Below are 17,264 nucleotides of genomic sequence, written 5' to 3'. Positions count from 1 at the left end.
TTCGCGCGGCGGGCGGCCCGTCCGCCGGACGCGGTCCCGGCGCGCCCCGGGCCCTCGTAAGATCGGCCATGTGGAGCTGAGGATCTATCCCGACGGCGCGCCCACCGAGGTCGCCGACGAGGCCGCCGCCCTGGCGCTGGCCGCCGCGCTCGACGGCCAGGCCGTCCTCGACGGCACCCGTTTCCTGCGGCGCGACGTCACCGGCGCGCCCATCGCCTTCGCCGAGCGGCCGCCCGTGGCCGCCGCGCTCGACCTGCTCCCCCATCCGGAGGGCGGCTGGTACCGCGAGACCTGGCGCTCGCCCGTCACGGTCCGGCCCGACGGGTACCCGGGGCCGCGCGCGAGCGCCACCGGCATCTACTTCCTGCTCCAGCCGGGCGAGGAGTCCGTCCCGCACGTCGTCAGGTCCGACGAGGTGTGGCTGTGGCACCGGGGCGGCCCGCTGAGCCTGACCGTGGGAGACCGCGACGTCGTCCTGGGCCCGCTGGTCGAGCGGGGGCAGGTGCCGCAGGCGGTCGTGCCCGGCGGCGTGTGGCAGTCCGCGCGCCCGGCGGGTGACGAGGCAGTGCTGGTGAGCTGCGTCGTGTCGCCGGGGTTCGACTTCGCCGATTTCACCGCGTGATCGTAAAGATCGTCTTATATAGAAGGCATGCCGGGCATCGAGGCGGCCCTGACCGCCGCTGGGAAGAGCGTCGCGGAGCGCGCCATGCGCGAATGGCTGGCCGTCCGGGCCGCGCGCAAAGACCGGACGAGTGAGCTGAAGGACCTGGTCCAGAGCGGCTTTCGCGACCGGCTGGCGCCCCGGAAGATCGACAACCAGCTCCAGGGCATCGCGCTGGCCGTCGAGGGGCGGCTGTCGCGCCTCATCGAGCAGGAGTTCCGCGGGCTGGACGAGTCCGCGCGGGCCGCCGTCCTGCTGGAGACCGTGGCCGCGCTGCGCGCCGCCGACCTGTCGGACGAGGCGCTGTTCGAGTCCGACGCCGACCCGACCAAGCTCGCCGAGCGCATCCTGGCCGCCCTCCCGGAACCGCGCCTCGGGGAGGCCGAGGACCGCCTGTACGCCGTCCTGCTCGCCGAGTCCGTCGACTGCCTGGTCGGCCTGATGCGGCAGCTCCCCCAGTACGTGCCACGCGCCGCCACCGAGATGCTGGGCAGGCTGAGCGGCCTGGCCGAGGGCGTGGAACGGCTGCTCGCCAGGCTGCCGCAGCGCACGCTGGAGGCCCCCGAGGGCACCCAGGACGACGCCGCGTTCGAACGCCTCTACCTCGGCTTCGCCAGCCGCACCCTCGACGAGGTCGAGCTGTTCGGCGTCCGGGTGGAGTCCTACCGCCCGCGCACGTCGCTGAGCATGGCCTACATCAGCCTCAACGTCTCCTCCGGCGAGCGCGGGCGGCGCGCGCCGGAGCGGCTGTCGATCGCCGCGCTCACCGGCGGGCATCCCGCCGAGCGCGGCGCCGAGCGCATCGAGTCGGCGCTCGGCCGCGCCCGGCTCACGCTGCTGCGCGGCGACGCGGGTTCGGGCAAGAGCACGTTGCTGCGCTGGCTCGCGGTGACCGCCGCGCGCGGCGGCTTCTCGGGGGACCTGGCCGCCTGGAACGGCTGCGTGCCGCTGATGATCAAGCTGAGGAGCCATTCGTCGGGACGGCTGCCCGCGCCCGCCGCCTTCCTCGACGACGTCGCGCGGGAGGTCGCCGGGCGCATGCCGCGCGGCTGGGTGGAGCGCGTGCTGGACTCCGGCCGCGGCCTGCTGCTGGTCGACGGGGTGGACGAGCTGCTCGTCCGGCACCGGCCGGCCGTGCGGGAGTGGTTGTCGCGGCTGCTGGCGGCCTATCCGGGGCTGCGGGTCGTGGTGACCTCGCGTCCGACCGCCGCCGACGCCCGCTGGCTGGCCGACGAGGGGTTCGCGGCGTCCACGCTGGAGCCCATGACGCCCGACGACCAGCGGGAGCTGATCCGCCAGTGGCACGTCGCGATGCGCGACTGCCCGAGCCTGCCGTGCGAGCCCGGCGAGCTGGAGGGCTACGAGGTCGCCCTGCTGGCCCGCATGGAGTCCAATCCGCACCTGGGCGTGGTCGCCTCGACCCCGCTGCTGGCCGCCATGTTGTGCGCGCTCAACCTCGACCGCCGCACTCAGCTGCCGCGCAGCCGGATGGGCTTCTACGACGCCGTGCTCAGCCTGCTGCTGGAACGCCGCGACGCCGAGCGGCGGATCGACGACGACGTGTCCCTCGACCCCGACCAGAAGGTGTGGATCCTGCGCGACCTGGCCTGGCGGCTGGTGTCGATGGGCCGTTCCGAGCTGTCCAAGTCGACCGCGCTGCGCCGGGTCGAGCAGAAGCTCGCCTCGATGACCCGCGTCTCGCACACCGCCTCCGACGTGCTGGAACACCTGCTGCGCAGGAGCGGCGTGCTGCGTGAGCCGGTGCCCGGCCGGATCGACTTCGCGCACCGGACCGTGCAGGAGTACCTGGCCGCCGGGCAGCTCGTGGAGGACGAGGACGTCGAGGCCGCGGTCGAGCGGGCCCACCTGGACCAGTGGCGCGAGGTCGTGGTGATGGCCGCCGGGCACGCGAACGGCCGGCTGCGCGGTGAGCTGCTGCGCGGCCTGCTGGACCGGGCCGACCAGGGCGGCAAGCACGCCCGCCGGCTGCGGCTGCTGGTGGCCGCGTGCCTGGAGACCGTCCAGGAGATCCCGGCGGGGCTGCGCGACCGGGTGGAGGCGTGCCTGGCGGAGGTGATCCCGCCGCGTACGGAGGAGGAGGCGACCCTGCTGGCGGCGGCGGGCGAGGAGATCCTGCGCCGCCTGCCCCGCGACCTGACGGGCCTGCCGGTGCAGCGCGCGGCGTGGACGGTCCGCACGACGTTCCTGATCAACGGCCCGGAGGCCCTGGACCGCCTGGCCGACTACGCCGCCGACCCGCGCTGGCAGGTACGGGAGCAGCTCCGCCAGGGCTGGGAGTACTTCGACGCCGACGTCTACGCCCGGCGCGTCCTGGCCGACATGGAGGACGTCACCTTCTCCAGCGCCCGCCATCTGCGCAGCGCCTGCCTGCTGAAGGCGGCGGACGTGCGCGTCACCGTGCCCACTCCCCTCGCCGACCTGCGGTTCCTCCGCGACCTGCCGCAGACGGAGTCGCTGAGCCTGCAGGACGCCCAGATCCGGTCCCTGGACGGGGTGGAGTCGCTGCCCCGGCTGACCCACCTCGGCCTGTTCTTCTACGACGAGCCGCACGCCGTGGACGTCGCCTGCCTGGAGAAGTCGCGGCATCTGCGCAACCTGCGGCTGTGGGGCGTCCGGCTCGACGATCCGGCCTTCCTCGACCGGCTGCCCCGCCTGAACGATCTCCTCATCGACCTGCTCGACGACGATCGGGACTCCTGGCACGCGCCGCTCGCCCGGCAGGACGAGCTGGAGTCGCTGCACGTCAGGCGCGAGGGCCTGCCGCTGCCCGGCTCGGTGCTGTCCGGGATGCGGGCGCTGCAGCGGTTGTGGCTGGACGGAGTCGCGGAGGCCGGCGCCTGCCTCGACGCCGCCGCCCGGACCTGCCAGGCCGTCACGGAGGTGTCCCTCGACGGGGTCGGCGGGCTCGACCTCGCGCCGCTCGACGGGTTCTCCCTGACCCGCCTGCGCCTGCGCCACTGCCCGACCCTGACGGACCTCAGCCCGCTGCGCGGGCAGACGCGGCTCTCCTCCCTGACCCTGGCCCTGTGCCCCGGCGTGACCGACCTGTCGCCGCTCGCCGCGCTCCCTCGGCTCCGCAGCCTGAGCCTGTTCCTCTCGCGTCCCGACCTCGACGTGAGCCCGCTGGCCGGGATGCCTGGGCTCACCGTCCATCTGGGGCACACGCAGCGGGTCGTCAACGGGGACGGCGTGCGGATCAGGAGGGTGTGACGTCCCGGCAGGGGTGGGCGGCGCCTTTAACTACCCGGAATTTCGTGCTAAACGTGGCAATATCCCGTTCGGAGTTCTCACCAACCGGCCTTGTCCGGCCTGGCGCCCTGCCCTGATCACGTCCAGGCCGTCGTCACAGAACTTGCACGGCGTGTACACGTTCACCCCCCCGGGACGCCCGGCGTCCGCCCGTGCGCGGGCGCCGCCTCCCGCTGGACGAGAAGGGGAACCACCATGACCCTGCCCCTCGCCGCGACCCCCGCCGTCGACTCCGCCCCCGCCCGCCGCCGCGGACTCGTGCTGCTGCTCAGCGCCCTGGCGGGATTCCTGCTGACCGTGGTGTGGTCGGCCGAGTTCGTGGACCAGACGATCGGCTCGACGGTCGCCGACACGATGCTCGGCCGCGACGCCGACGCCACCCCCATCGCCGGGACGCTCTCCGGCATCGTGTTCGCCTTCGCCTCCGGCCTGGCGGGCTCGTTCACCGCCTGCAACATCGCCGCGCTCGGCGCGGTCGCGCCCCTGGTCGGGGCCAGACCGTCGGTCGGCGAACGGATCCGCGGGACGCTGCGCCCGCTCGGCTGGCTGGCGGCCGGCGCGCTGGCCGTGTCCGGCGCGTACGGCGTCGTGGTGGGGATCGTGGGCACCGCCATGCCGCAGTTCGCCACGGCCAGGCCCGCGCCGGGCACCCTGTCCCCCGGCCTGATCCAGGCGATGGTCACCTTCGGGCTGATCGGGCTGGCCTTCCTCTACCTGGGCCTGGCCGCGCTCGGCTACCTGCCCGACCCGCTGGCCCGCCACCCGAGGGCCCGCATGGCCGTCATGGGCGCGCTCATCGGCGGCTTCCTGATCGGCCGCCCGTTCCCGCTGTTCCGCCAGCTCTTCAGGGACGCCGCCGAGAGCCACAACCCCCTGTACGGCGCGCTGGCGTTCATGCTGCAGTCGGCCGGCAACATCGTCGTCATGTCGGTCCTGTTCGTGCTGCTCGCCCTGGCCACCGGGGGCCGCGCGCACCGCTGGCTGACCGCCACCCCGACCCGCCTGGCCCTCGTCACCGGCGCGGCGCTCGTCGTGGCCGGGGTCTTCACCCTTCTGTACTGGGACGTCCGGATCCTGGCCCGCCGCGACCTCATCTGGTACCCGACGGCGCCCTGGAGCTGACCTGCGCGGCGGCGGCCCGCGGGCGGGCTACCGGCCGTTTCTGCGGGAAGGAGGAAAGGTGACCGTGGGAGGTGCGCGATGAGGGCCGTCATGAACGCCGCGATGTTGCGGATCCGCAGGCACCGGCCGGACCGCAACCCGTTGCGCCGCCGCTCCGACCGGCTGGAGAGCGCCGGGCTGGCGGTGGCGGTGCTCCTCGTCCTGCTGAGCGTCTGGCCGGCCGTGCTGGCCGGCCGCGTCACCTACGAAGGCGGCCTGCGCGAGGCCCGCGTGGGCCCCGGCTTCCGGCAACAGGTGACCGCGACGACGTTGCGGGAGCCGCGGCCCGTGCGGCCGTCGTTCGGCGAGGCGGCGACCACCATGGTTCCGGCGAGCTGGACCACCCCGGCGGGCGTGGCCAGGACCGGGCAGGTGCAGGTGCCGGCCGGCACGCGGGTGGGCCAGACCGTCCCGCTGTGGATCGACGGCGAGGGCGACCCCACGACGCCGCCGCCGAGCCGCACCGACGTGGTCCTGCGTGGCGTGGGCATGGCGGCGTTCGTCCAGGTGCTGGCCTTCCTGCTGGTGCTGGGGGCCGTCGCGGCGCTGCGCCGGCTGCTGGACCGGCGCAGGTACGCCGACTGGGACGCGGCCTGGATCCGCGCCAACGACCGGTGGCGCCGCCCGCGCCGCCCGTAGCCGGGCCGTGCGGTTTACCGCCGTGTGTCCGGGCAGCCGTACGCGGGAGGAGGCGAGCCATGGAAGCCAAGGAGTGGACGGTCCGGATCAGCCTCGCCGAGGACGGCGACGACACCTCGGCGCGGGCGGTCCTGACCGTCCCGGACGGCACACGTGTCGAAGGGTCGGGCCACGCCCGCCGCAACCCCGCCGACCCGTCCATGCCCGAGGTCGGGGACGAGCTGGCCGTCGCGCGGGCGCTGGCCGACCTGGCCGGACGGCTGTCCAGCGACGCCCGGCACGAGCTCGGCGACGCCGGCCCGGTGCCGACCAGGTCGTGGTGAGGGCCGCGATATCGACTTGACGCGCCCGCCCCCGGTCCGCTGACATGGCCCCCGCGGATCGTACGGACCGGAGGGGACGCGCATGGGCGGCAGGATGCACGCGGACGAGGCCGACATCGACGAGGCCCTCGTCCGGCGGCTGCTGGCCGCGCAGTTCCCGCGGTGGGCCGGTCTCCCGCTGCGCCGTTTCCCCTCCTCCGGCACCGTCAACGCGGTCTTCCGGCTCGGCGACGACCTGGCCGTCCGCCTGCCGCGCGTCAGGCAAGGCGTCGGCGACGTCGCCAGGGAGGGGCGGTGGTTGCCGCTGCTGGCCCCCGCGCTGCCCGTCCCGATCCCCGCGGTGCTCGGCCAGGGCCTGCCGGGCGAGGGGTTCCCCTGGCCGTGGTCGGTGTGCCGGTGGCTGGACGGCGACAACCCGGAGGCCGGGGCGCTCTCCGGGGACGGGGAGGCGCTGGCCGCCGATCTCGCGGCGTTCGTCGCCGCGCTGCGCGAGGTCGAGCCCGCCGGGGCGCCCGGCGCCTACCGGGGCGGCCCGCTGTCCCGCCTCGACGAGGCCACCCGGGCCGCGATCGGCGAGCTCGACGGCATGATCGACACCGCCGCCGCCACGGCCGCCTGGAAGGACGCGCTGAGCGCGCCCGAATGGCAGGGCGGGCCCGTCTGGGTGCACGCCGACCTGATGCCGGGCAACCTGCTGGTCCGCGACGGCCGGCTGAGCGGGGTCATCGACTGGGGCACGGCCGGCGCCGGCGACCCGGCCTGCGACCTGATCCCGGCCTGGAACCTGCTGCCGCCCGCCGCCCGCGAGGTCTTCCGGGCCGCGCTCGGCGCCGACGACGCCACCTGGGCGCGCGGCCGCGGCCGGGCCCTGTCCATGGCGCTCATCCAGCTCCCCTACTACAAGGACACCAACCCGGCCATGGCGGCCAACGCCCGGCACGTGATCCGCGAGGTGCTCGGCAGCCCGCGCTGAACCGCACGCTGACGGGATTCTTGGGTTTTTTCCGGCGAGATGATTGTCTGTCCGGAGGAACTACGAGGAGGCCACCGGTGAGCCGTCAGATCGTGTCAATCGTGGGTGGGAAGGACACCACCGGCGAGAGCGTGTACGAGTCGACCAATCCCGCCCGCCCCGGCGAGGTCGTGGCCCGGGTCGGCCTGGCCGACGCCGCCGCGTTCGCCGCCGCCTGCCGCACCGCCAAGGAGGCCCAGCGCGAGTGGGCCAAGGTGCCGGCGCCGGTGCGCGGCCGGGTGATCGCCTCCATCGGGCGGCTGGTCGAGGCCAACGCCGAGAGCCTGGCCCGCCTGGTCACCCGGGAGATCGGCAAGCCGTACGCCGAGGCGCTGGGCGAGGTGCGGGAGATCGTCGACACCTGTGACTTCTTCCTGGGCGAGGGCCGCCGGCTCTACGGGCAGACCGTTCCGTCGGAGATGCCGGACAAGAACCTGTTCACGTTCCGCAACCCGGTCGGGGTCGCCGCGGTGATCACGGCGGGCAACTTCCCCGTGGCCGTGCCGTCCTGGTACCTCGTGCCCGCGCTGCTGTGCGGCAACGCCGTGGTGTGGAAGCCCGCCGAGTACGCCGCCGCCTCCGCCGAGGCCATGTACCGGCTGTTCGCCGCCTCGGGGCTGCCCGACGGGGTGCTCAACGTGGTCTTCGCCGACGGCGCGCAGACCTTCGCGGGGCTGGAGCTGGCCCTGGAGGAGGGCAGCGTGCACAAGGTCGGCTTCACCGGGTCGAGCGAGGTCGGCAGGAAGGTCGGCGAGCTGGCCGGGCGCCACCTGCAGTCGGCGTGCCTGGAGCTCGGTGGCAAGAACCCGATGGTGATCATGCCGGACGCCGACCTCGACCTGGCCGTCGAGGGCGCGCTGTTCTCCGGCTTCGGCACCGCCGGCCAGCGCTGCACCAGCCTGGGTACGGTCATCGTGCACGAGAGCGTGCACGACGAGTTCGTCGAGCGGTTCGCGCGGGCGGCCGCGGCGGCCAGGATCGGCGACCCCGAGCAGGACGTGCTGGCCGGCCCGCTGCTCGACCAGAAGTTCGCCGACCGCTACGAGGAGTACCTGACCTGGATCCAGCCCCACCACGAGGTCGTCTCGGGCAGCACGGGCAGGATCACCGAGGACAACCCGCGCGGCGACTTCGACGGCGACGGCGGCCTCTACTACCACCCGGTCATCGTCGACGGCGTGCGGCCCGGCGACCGGCTGTTCCTGGAGGAGACGTTCGGCCCGATCGTCGGCGTGACCACCTTCTCCACCCTGGACGAGGCCGTCGAGCTGGCCAACCGCCCCGGTTACGGCCTGTCGAGCTCGATCTACACGACCAACCCCAAGCACGCCTTCCGCTTCCGCGAGGGCATCTCGGCCGGCATGGTCAGCGTCAACAACTCCACCTCCGGCGCCGAGGCCCACCTGCCCTTCGGCGGCAACGGCAAGTCGGGCAACGGCAGCCGCCAGTCGGGCATGTGGGTGCTCGACCAGTTCACCCGCTGGCAGGCGATGAACTGGGACTTCTCAGGCCGGCTGCAGAAGGCCCAGATGGACGTGGCGGAGATCGTCCCCGACCTGGAGTTCCGGATCTGAGACGCAGGAAGCCGCCCCCGGCCGGGGGCGGCTTCTCAGGTGTGCGGGCGGATCAGACCTGGCCGGCCTTCTCCAGGGCCTCGCAGCAGGTGTTCACCAGCAGGCGGGTGACCACGTACGGGTCGACGTTGGCGTTCGGGCGGCGGTCCTCGATGTAGCCCCTCTTGTCCACCTCGACCTGCCACGGGATGCGCACGGACGCGCCGCGGTTGGACACGCCGTAGGTGTACTTGTTCCACGGGGCGGTCTCGTGGTGGCCGGTCAGGCGCAGCTCGATGTCGGCGCCGTACTGGGAGACGTGCTCCATGGGCTTGTCGCCCTCGCCGAGCGCCTCGCAGGCGGTGATGATGGCGTCGTAGCTCTCGCGCATCGCCTTGGTGGAGAAGTTGGTGTGCGCGCCGGCGCCGTTCCAGTCGCCGCGGGCGGGCTTGGCGTCGAGGGTGGCCTCGACGCCGAACTCCTCGGCCGTCCGGTAGAGCAGGTAGCGGGCGACCCACATGTGGTCGGAGACCTCAAGGGGGCCGGCCGGGCCGATCTGGAACTCCCACTGGCCGGGCATGACCTCGGCGTTGATGCCGGAGACGGCCAGGCCGGCCGCCAGGCAGCGGTCGAGGTGCAGCTCGACGATGTCGCGGCCGAACACGGCCTCGGCGCCCACGCCGCAGTAGTAGTGGCCCTGCGGGGCGGGGAAGCCGCCCTCGGGGAAGCCGAGCGGGCGGCTGCCCTTGAAGAAGGTGTACTCCTGCTCGATGCCGAACCAGGACTCCTGGTCGGCGTACCGCTCGGCGATCGGGCGCAGCAGGGCGCGGGTGTTGCTGGAGTGGGGCGTCCCGTCGATCTCCTCGACCTCGCACAGCACGAGCACGTTGTCGCCGCCGCGGATCGGGTCGGGGCAGGTGAACACCGGGCGGAGCACGCGGTCGGAGGCGTGGCCCTGGGCCTGGTTGGTGCTGGAGCCGTCGAAGCCCCAGACCGGAGGCTCGGCACCGTCGGCCAGGATCTTCGTCTTCGAGCGCAGCAGAGCGGTGGGCTCGGTGCCGTCGATCCAGATGTACTCAGCCTTGTAGCTCACGGTGATCCTTTCGGGATTTCTCTCAGCCACGCCCGAGTCTTATGGATGGCCATTTCCCGGTTTTTGCCCGAATGTGAACGCCGTGTTAATCGTGCCGCCACCCGTCCCGCTATTAGGGGGTAAATCCAATAAAGACGGTTAGCTGGGGCAGGTCGGCCGTCCGGGGGACGGCGGCCGTACGACGATCGAGGCCGGGGGATGATGATCATGGAGGATGTCTGGTTCGGCGCGCTGCTCGCGCCCGAGGCGGCGGACGGCGACCGGGTCCTGCGGCACGCCGAGCTCGCCGACCGGCTCGGCCTGGACCTGGTCGGCGTCCAGGACCACCCCTACCAGGCGGGATTCCTCGACTCCTGGACCCTGCTGGCCACCATCGCGCAGCGCACCGAGCGCGTCCGGCTGGTGCCCGACGTGGCCAACGTGCCGCTGCGCCCGCCCGCCGTGCTGGCCAGGGCCGCCGCCTCGCTGGACATCCTCAGCGGCGGCCGGGTGGAGCTGGGGCTCGGCGCGGGCGCGCTGTGGGACGCCATCGCCGCCATGGGCGGCCCCCGGCTCTCCCCCGGCGAGTCGATCGAGGCGCTGGCCGAGGCGATCACCGTCATCCGGGCGCTGTGGACGCCGGGCGACCCGGTGACCTTCTCCGGCGGCCACCACCGGCTGGCGGGCGCGCGGCCCGGCCCGTTCCCGCCGCACCCGATCGGGATCTGGATCGGCGCGACCGGGCGGCGGATGCTGGAGCTGACCGGCCGGACCGGCGACGGCTGGCTGACCTCGTCCTTCCACAGCCCGCCCGAGGCGGTGACCGCGCAGGCCAGGATCCTCGACGCGGCCGCCGCGGACGCCGGGCGCGACCCGGCGGCGATCCGCAAGGTCTACAACCTCGGCGGCAGCCTGTCGCCGCTGCCCGGCGCGGGCTTCCTCGACGGGCCAGCCGCCCTGTGGGCCGAGCAGCTCACGGAGCTGGTGTTCGAGGCGGGCATGAGCGGGTTCGTGCTGGCCCCGGGGGTGGAGGCCGAGCGCGATCTGCGGGTGTTCGCCGAGGAGGTCGCGCCCGCCGTACGGGCGGCCGTGGCCAGGGAACGCGGCCGGCCCGCGCCCGAGCCGGTCCGCCGGCCGGTGACGATCCCCGACCTGGACGAGCCCGGCCGGCCCAGGACGGCCGGCGGCGACCCGGCCGCCCTGCCCCCCGACCAGGCCCGGCTTGGCCGCCGCCTGGTGGACGTGCACGACGGCTACCGCGCCCAGCTCCGCCAGGTCAGGGACGCGATCGAGCAGGTCGCCGCCGAGACCGCGGCCCCGCGCCAGGACGGCGACCGGCTCGCGCTGCGCCAGAACCACTGGACGCTCGGCGTGTTCTGCGCGACCTTCCGCCGCCTGCTGACCGTGCACCACGACGTCGAGCACGGCAGCACCTTCCCCGCCCTCACCGAGCGCGACCCCGCCCTGGAGCCGGTGGTCAAGAAGCTGGAACAGGAGCACGAGGTCATCGCCGAGCTGCTGGACCGCCTGGACCGGGCGTGCGCGGAGATGATCGCCGACCCGGCCAGGATCGACCGGGTCCGGGCCGGCGTCGAACGGCTCTCGCAGGCCCTGGCCTCGCACTTCGCCTACGAGGAGGCGGAATTGGCCGAGCCGGTCGGCCGCCTGGAGATCCGCCTTTAGCCCGAGGAGCGTTCGTGGACGTGTCCGCGCCCGTGTGGTGGCTGACGATCCTGGGGATCGCCGGCCTGCTGCTGTTCGACTTCTTCTTCCACGTGCGGCAGGCGCACGTCCCCGCGCTGCGCGAGGCGGCCGTCTGGTCGGCCCTGTACGTCGGGATCGCCCTGCTGTTCGGCGTGGGCGTGTGGGCGTTCGGCGGCGCCGAGCCGGGCGCGGAGTACTTCGCCGGGTACGTGACCGAGAAGGCGCTGTCGGTCGACAACCTGTTCGTCTTCCTCGTCATCATGGCGAGCTTCCGGGTGCCGCGCGCCGACCAGCAGAAGGCCCTGCTGTTCGGCATCGTCTTCTCGCTGATCGCCAGGACCGGGTTCATCCTCCTCGGCGCCGCAATGATCGAGACGTTCGCCTGGGTGTTCTACGTCTTCAGCCTGATCCTGCTGCTCACGGCGGGCAACCTGCTGCGGCCCGAGGGCGGCGAGGGCCACACCGACAACGTCATGGTCCGCCTGGCCCGCGGGCTGTTCCGCGCCACCGACAGCTACGACGGCGACCGGCTGTTCACGGTGGTGGACGGCCGCCGGGTGATGACGCCGATGTTGCTGGTCATGATCGCCCTGGCCGGCACCGACGTGCTGTTCGCACTCGACTCCATCCCGGCCATCTTCGGCCTCACCCAGAACGTCTACCTCGTCTTCACCGCCACCGCCTTCTCCCTGCTGGGGCTGCGGCAGCTCTACTTCCTCATCGACGGCCTGCTCGACCGGCTCATCTACCTCGCCTACGGGCTGGCGGTCATCCTGGCCTTCATCGGCGTCAAACTCGGGCTGCACGCGCTGCACGAGAACAACGTGCCGTTCATCAACGACGGCGAGCCGGTGAACGTCACCGAGATCAGCACCGGGCTGTCCCTGTCGGTGATCGTCGGCGTGCTGCTGGTCACCGTTGCCGCCTCGCTGGCCAGCCCCCGCGGCCGGGCGCAGAACGTGGTGTCGGCCGTCCGCCGGCACGCCCAGGACTACCTGGACGTGGAGAAGGACCCGGCGCGGCGCGAGGAGGTCTACCGCGACCTGCTCGCGGCCGAGGCGCGGCTGGGCGAGCTGCCGGAGCGGCAGCGGGCCGGCGTCGCCCGGGACGAGCGGCTGACCGCCCTGGTGGCGCGGGCGCACGCCGAGCACCAGGCCGAGCACCAGACCGGGCACCAGGCCGGGCACCAGGGCGGGCAGGACCCGGCTAGGTAGGGGTGGCCTGGCGGGAGGTCAGCGGGGCCGCGATGTGCTCCAGCGGCGTGCGCTCGGCCTTCACCCCGAAGACGATCTCCACCAGCCCGGCCGCCACCATCATCCCGGCGCCGAAGCAGTAGCCGTAGAACAGCCGGGTGGGGTCGGGGTTGCGCTGGTCGCCGATGAGGGAGGCGAAGACCGTCGGCCCGAACGCGCCCGCGACCTGCCCGAGCGCGAAGAAGATGGCGATGGCCTGGGCCCGCAGCTCGATAGGGAAGATCTCGCTCACGGTCAGGTACGCCGAGCTGGCCGCCGCCGAGGCGATGAAGAAGATCACCGACCAGAGCGCGGTCTGCGTGACCGCCGTCAGCATCCCCTCCTTGAACAGCCACCCGGTCACCGCCAGCAGCAGCCCCGAGGTGATGTACGTGGCCGAGATCATCTGCCTGCGCCCGACCGTGTCGAACAGCCTGCCCAGCAGCAGCGGCCCGAGCAGGTTCCCGGCCGCGAAGGCGAACATGTACTGCGGCACCGAACCCGCCGGGACGCCGTAGAAGTGCGTCAGCACCAGCGAGTAGGTGAAGAACACGGCGTTGTAGAGGAACGACTGGCAGATCATCAGCGTCGCCCCCAGCACCGAGCGTTCCGGGTACGTGCGGAACAACGTCCTGGCGACCTGCGACAGCGGCGCGTGATGCTCGGGGACGATCTCCAGCGCCTGCTCCTGCGGCACCGGCTCCAGCCTGACCCGGTCCTCCCGCTCGACCTCCCGCTCGATGCGGGCGACGACCAGCTCGGCCTCCTCCTCGCGGCCGTGCGTCATCAGCCAGCGCGGGCTCTCCGGCAGGTGCCGGCGCAGCCCCCAGATGGCCAGGCCGATCACCGGCCCGACCGCGAACCCGAGCCGCCAGGCCCAGTCGGGGTCCAGCGGCCCGCCCGGGTGCAGCAGCAGGAACGTGGCCGAGGTGGCCAGCAGCGACCCCAGCCAGTAGGTGCCGTTGATGGCCAGGTCCACGTGGCCCCGGTAGTGGGAGGGGATCATCTCGTCGATGGCGGAGTTGACGGCCGCGTACTCGCCGCCGATGCCCGCCCCGGCCACGAACCGCAGCACCAGGAAGCTCCACAGGTCCCACGACAGGGCGGTCAGGCCGCTGGCGACCAGGTAGATGCCGAGCGTGAGGATGAACAGCTTCCGGCGGCCGAGCCGGTCGGACAGCCAGCCGAAGTAGAGCGCGCCGGCCACCTGGCCGATCAGGTAGACGGTGGCCGACAGGCCCACCTCGGCGGAGGTGAAGCCGAGCGTGTCGGGGCGCTGCAGGAACGCCCCGACGTTGCTGGCGATGGTGATCTCCAACCCGTCGAGCACCCAGGCCACGCCGAGCGCGATCACCAGCCGGGTGTGGAACGGCGCCCACGGCAGGCGGTCCATGCGGGCGGGGACCAGGCTGCGTACGACGCCGTCCTTGCTCATGCGTCCTTACTCTAAGTGACCATATGATCACCCATCGGCCCGGGTCCCGTTGCCGTTGCCGTTGCCGTCGTAGCCGAGCAGCCGCATGGCGGTGTCCGGGTCCATGGCCGCGGCCAGCAGCTGGGCCCGCCGGTGGGCCTCGTCGCGCTCGCGTTCCGCCTTGGCCTGCGCCGTCCGTACGCCCCTGACCGCCACGAACGCGAGCCCGGCGCCCACGACCACCCCGACGACCACGACGAACAGCAGGAGCAGCAGGGCCGGCGAGGCGAGCGCGGGAGCCGCCGCGACGTCGGCGCCCGCGCCGGGCACCGCGCCGGTCACCGCCAGCGCCGCGATCAGGGCCAGCGCGATCAGCCCGAGCAGGCTGGCCACGACCAGCCAGGCCCGTCCGGCGCGCCGCCGCGGCCCGGCCTCGGCGACCGCCCCGGGGACCGGCCCGAAGCCCGCGTGCGGGACGGCGGCCGGAATCCCCGCCGGGACCGCCTGGACCGCCGACGAGACCGCTGACGGGCCCGCTGATGGGCCCGCTGATGGGACTGCTGACGGGACTGCTGACGGGACTGCTGACGGGATTGCGGCGGCCCGCGGGGCTGGCGCCCACGGCACGAACTCGGGCCGATCACCACCCTGTTCGACGCCCTGCCCGACACCCTGCCCGACACCCTGCCCGACACCCTGCCCGACACCCTGCCCGCCGCCCGGGTCGATCCGGGTGACCTCGGCCGTGATCACCTGCGCCGCGGCCGGGGCGGCGAAGGCGACCGCCCGGGGCGCGGCCTCCTCCTCCACCGGGCCGGGCAGCTCGCGCTCGATGCGGCTGTGCTCCTTGTGCGCCCTGGCCGCGTCGTGGTGGTAGTCCTCCAGCTGCTCGTAGAGCTCGTCGGAGGCGTAGATCGTGCCGTCCACGAGCGGTCCGCGCTCGCCCCGGATGACGGCCACCACGTCGTCGCCGTTGAGCGTCTTGTGCGTCTCCAGGGCGTGCGCCAGGCACAGCACCTGCCTGCGGTGCTCCTCCAGCAGCCGCTCGGTCTTCTCCAGCAGCCGCACCAGGTTGAACTCGATGCGCTCGCCCAGCACGTCGGGGGTCAGGTCGGGCGCGGCACGCACCGGCTCGCGCTCGGTGATGCCGATGCCGCCGCCCCCGCCGCCCCGGCCGCGCATGGCCTTGCCGCCGTGGATCTCCAGCTCCTGCAGCGCGGGCAGCGACGTGACGCCGGAGCCCATCCCCCAGTACGACTCCATGAGCGCGGTGAGGAACGTGGCCGCGTGCAGGTCGCCGGAGACGCCGGAGGAGTTGTCCTCGCCGAAGAACATGCGCTCGCCGGCCAGCGAGGCCAGGGAGACCATGATGTCGGCCTCGTACTCGGACTTCCAGCGGGTGAACTGGTCCTCGGGCTTGATCGAGGCGACCATGCCCAGGTAGTCGGCGCCCTTCTCGATGGTGGCGATGTCGATCTCCAGATGGAACCGGGTCACGTACGCCACCACGGCGTGGCACGCCTCGTGCACGGCCACGGCGTGCCGCTCGCGCTCGATGTACTCGACGTCCTCGGGCGGGCCGAGCTGCTTGAGCCGCTTGGCGCGCAGCACGTCCGACCAGGTGATGACCTCCCGGCCGTCGCGGATGGCGGTGATCAGCGACTCGTTGACCAGGTCCTTGATCGTGGCCCCGGTCGCGTACGGCGTGATCGTGGCCAGCTTGTCGATCTGCTCCCCGGTGAGCTCGTGCTCGACCTTGTCGAAATAGCCCTGGTACGTCCGTACCCGCCCGGCCTTGGACGGGTAGCCGACCTTGTAGATGCGGTCGATGCGGCCCGGCCGCAGCAGTGCCTCGTCCAGCGCGTCGGGCCGGTTGGTGGCCATCATGACGAGGATGCGGTATTTGGGCGGCGGCTTGGGCCGCATCCCGAGCAGCCGCCTGACCAGCCGGTTGAAGAAGCCGCGCGGCTTCTTGAGCCCGGACAGCTCGGTGAGCAGCGCCTGGAGGGTGCCGGGGTCGCCGCTGTTCATCATGCCGCCGCCGGCGAAGAAGCGCTCGCGCCAGGTGCCCGGCGGGTCGGCGGCCTCCCGCCGCCCCTTGAAGGCCAGCACCGAGCGGCTCTCCTCCGACAGGTACGTCATCCCGTGGCAGCCGGAGTGCGCAGTGAAGCCGGAGTGCCCGAACATGCCGGAGGGCCCAGGCAAGCCGGTGTGCGCCGAGAAGCCGCCCTGCCCCGGCGGACCCTGCTGGGCCAGCTTGCCGCGCTTGCCGAGCGAGTCGGCCTCGTCGAAGAAGACGATCACGCCGCCGTACCGCAGCGCCAGCTTGCGCAGCTTCCTGAACAGGCCCTTGACCTTCAGGATGCCGACGCCCATGAACATGTTCGTGAAGGCTCCCGGATCCACGAACACGTACGGCTTGCCGGTCTCGCCGGCCACGGCCTCGGCCATCAGCGTCTTGCCGGTGCCCGGCGGGCCCCACAGCAGCAGGCCGCTGGGCACGTACCCGCCGCGCCGCTCGATCTCGTCGGGCCGCTCCAGGAAGACGATGTTCTCCTGGACCCGCTCGACCACGTGGTCCTGTCCCCAGACGTCGGCGAAGCGGGTCTTGATGTCGTCGGGGAAGTACGTCTCCACGCCGCCCCTGGACAGGAACCAGAACAGGCCGACGAACTGGATGATGACGAAGAAGAACAGGAAGACGATCTGCAGCAGGAACGGCAGCGCCTGCCAGATCAGCGTCGGCGCCTGCAACAGGGCGACGAACGGGCTGACGTCCAGCACCGCCCCCGCCACGAGCGCGGTCAGCGTGACGAAGAAGGCGATCTTCAGGGCTCGGGAGATGCGGTACCTGGTCCAGTCGTCGAAGCGCCGGTGCGTCCACCGCTCGAACCCGCCGAAGACCTTCTGGCTCCAGAACCGGTGGTAGCCCGACCAGTGCTCGCTGACCAGGAAGTGCAGTTGCCGCAGGGCCTCGGCGCCGAGCAGCCAGAAGATCCACTGGTACTCGTAGCCGATCTTCCAGGCCGCCTCGGGGAAGGTCACGACGCCCGTCCAGTCGGCCATCACCTTCCAGGTGAGGATCAGGTAGGCCAGGACCAGCGCGACGAGGAACTTGCTCCGGTCCCAGAACTGCATCTTCTTCCTGGTCACGGAGTCGGGGTCGGAGGGCCCGCTGCCGGGGGCGCGCAGCCCTTCGTGCTGAACGGTGGTGGTCACTGAC

The 17,264-nt window shown here is 72.8% G+C and carries 12 protein-coding genes; 9 read left to right on the top strand and 3 right to left on the bottom strand.

The genetic code is table 11. The features are described from left to right. Nucleotides 1-70: 70 nt before the first annotated feature. The 7 genes from ACIBK9_RS38795 to ACIBK9_RS38765 all read left to right on the top strand — a co-directional run bounded on the left by ACIBK9_RS38795 (nucleotide 71) and on the right by ACIBK9_RS38765 (nucleotide 8,640). Nucleotides 71-622 carry a cupin domain-containing protein gene (locus ACIBK9_RS38795; RefSeq protein WP_397163764.1) on the top strand — a complete coding sequence of 184 codons (552 nt, stop codon included), beginning with the start codon at nucleotides 71-73 and terminating at the stop codon, nucleotides 620-622. A gap of 27 nt (nucleotides 623-649) precedes the next feature. Next, nucleotides 650-3,892: an NACHT domain-containing protein gene (locus ACIBK9_RS38790; RefSeq protein WP_397163763.1), complete on the top strand. Its 3,243-nt coding sequence runs from the start codon at nucleotides 650-652 to the stop codon at nucleotides 3,890-3,892. Nucleotides 3,893-4,126: 234 nt separating this feature from the next. Then, on the top strand, nucleotides 4,127-5,053 hold the full coding sequence (locus ACIBK9_RS38785) for a hypothetical protein (RefSeq protein ID WP_387664286.1): 927 nt from the start codon (nucleotides 4,127-4,129) through the stop codon (nucleotides 5,051-5,053). A 78-nt stretch (nucleotides 5,054-5,131) separates the two neighbouring features. Continuing rightward, nucleotides 5,132-5,731: a hypothetical protein gene (locus ACIBK9_RS38780; RefSeq protein ID WP_364328144.1), complete on the top strand. Its 600-nt coding sequence runs from the start codon at nucleotides 5,132-5,134 to the stop codon at nucleotides 5,729-5,731. Between the two features lie 59 nt (nucleotides 5,732-5,790). Then, nucleotides 5,791-6,054 carry a DUF1876 domain-containing protein gene (locus ACIBK9_RS38775; RefSeq protein ID WP_397163761.1) on the top strand — a complete coding sequence of 88 codons (264 nt, stop codon included), beginning with the start codon at nucleotides 5,791-5,793 and terminating at the stop codon, nucleotides 6,052-6,054. Between the two features lie 82 nt (nucleotides 6,055-6,136). Next, nucleotides 6,137-7,027 carry an aminoglycoside phosphotransferase family protein gene (locus ACIBK9_RS38770; protein WP_397163760.1) on the top strand — a complete coding sequence of 297 codons (891 nt, stop codon included), beginning with the start codon at nucleotides 6,137-6,139 and terminating at the stop codon, nucleotides 7,025-7,027. A gap of 101 nt (nucleotides 7,028-7,128) precedes the next feature. Beyond that, nucleotides 7,129-8,640, top strand: a complete 1,512-nt coding sequence (locus tag ACIBK9_RS38765) for an aldehyde dehydrogenase family protein (RefSeq protein ID WP_397163758.1) — start codon at nucleotides 7,129-7,131, stop codon at nucleotides 8,638-8,640. A 52-nt stretch (nucleotides 8,641-8,692) separates the two neighbouring features. Here the strand turns inward: ACIBK9_RS38765 and glnII are convergent, their stop codons facing one another. Further along, the gene (gene glnII, locus ACIBK9_RS38760) at nucleotides 8,693-9,712 is read right to left on the bottom strand and encodes a glutamine synthetase (protein ID WP_397163756.1); all 1,020 of its coding nucleotides are present in this window, start codon (nucleotides 9,710-9,712) and stop codon (nucleotides 8,693-8,695) included. A gap of 207 nt (nucleotides 9,713-9,919) precedes the next feature. On the opposite strand from glnII, the gene ACIBK9_RS38755 reads away from it, so the two are divergent. Both ACIBK9_RS38755 and ACIBK9_RS38750 read left to right on the top strand, forming a co-directional pair. After that, nucleotides 9,920-11,374 (top strand): LLM class flavin-dependent oxidoreductase, encoded by a 1,455-nt coding sequence (locus ACIBK9_RS38755; protein WP_397163755.1) that lies wholly within the window; start codon nucleotides 9,920-9,922, stop codon nucleotides 11,372-11,374. Between the two features lie 14 nt (nucleotides 11,375-11,388). After that, nucleotides 11,389-12,609, top strand: a complete 1,221-nt coding sequence (locus ACIBK9_RS38750; protein ID WP_397163754.1) for a TerC family protein — start codon at nucleotides 11,389-11,391, stop codon at nucleotides 12,607-12,609. On the opposite strand, the gene ACIBK9_RS38745 is transcribed toward ACIBK9_RS38750, so the two are convergent. After that, nucleotides 12,602-14,062, bottom strand: coding sequence for an MFS transporter (locus ACIBK9_RS38745; protein WP_397163752.1), 1,461 nt, complete (start codon nucleotides 14,060-14,062; stop codon nucleotides 12,602-12,604). The genes ACIBK9_RS38750 and ACIBK9_RS38745 overlap by 8 nt on opposite strands. Nucleotides 14,063-14,089: 27 nt before the next feature. Beyond that, nucleotides 14,090-17,260 carry an AAA family ATPase gene (locus ACIBK9_RS38740; RefSeq protein ID WP_397163750.1) on the bottom strand — a complete coding sequence of 1,057 codons (3,171 nt, stop codon included), beginning with the start codon at nucleotides 17,258-17,260 and terminating at the stop codon, nucleotides 14,090-14,092. Nucleotides 17,261-17,264: the final 4 nt, after the last annotated feature.

The organism is Nonomuraea sp. NPDC050227 (genome assembly GCF_044459705.1).
Taxonomy (GTDB): Bacteria; Actinomycetota; Actinomycetes; order Streptosporangiales; family Streptosporangiaceae; genus Nonomuraea.
The sequence above is the reverse complement of the archived record's forward strand: the minus strand, read 5'-3'. Positions and strand labels throughout refer to the sequence as shown.

Bases quoted from the DNA above. Each gene is read 5' to 3' on its own strand.
- ACIBK9_RS38755 (WP_397163755.1), top strand. From the start codon at position 9,920: ATGGAGGATGTCTGGTTCGGCGCGCTGCTCGCGCCCGAGGCGGCGGAC.
- ACIBK9_RS38770 (WP_397163760.1), top strand. From the start codon at position 6,137: ATGGGCGGCAGGATGCACGCGGACGAGGCCGACATCGACGAGGCCCTC.
- ACIBK9_RS38785 (WP_387664286.1), top strand. From the start codon at position 4,127: ATGACCCTGCCCCTCGCCGCGACCCCCGCCGTCGACTCCGCCCCCGCC.
- ACIBK9_RS38790 (WP_397163763.1), top strand. From the start codon at position 650: ATGCCGGGCATCGAGGCGGCCCTGACCGCCGCTGGGAAGAGCGTCGCG.
- ACIBK9_RS38775 (WP_397163761.1), top strand. From the start codon at position 5,791: ATGGAAGCCAAGGAGTGGACGGTCCGGATCAGCCTCGCCGAGGACGGC.
- ACIBK9_RS38780 (WP_364328144.1), top strand. From the start codon at position 5,132: ATGAGGGCCGTCATGAACGCCGCGATGTTGCGGATCCGCAGGCACCGG.
- ACIBK9_RS38745 (WP_397163752.1), bottom strand. From the start codon at position 14,062: ATGAGCAAGGACGGCGTCGTACGCAGCCTGGTCCCCGCCCGCATGGAC.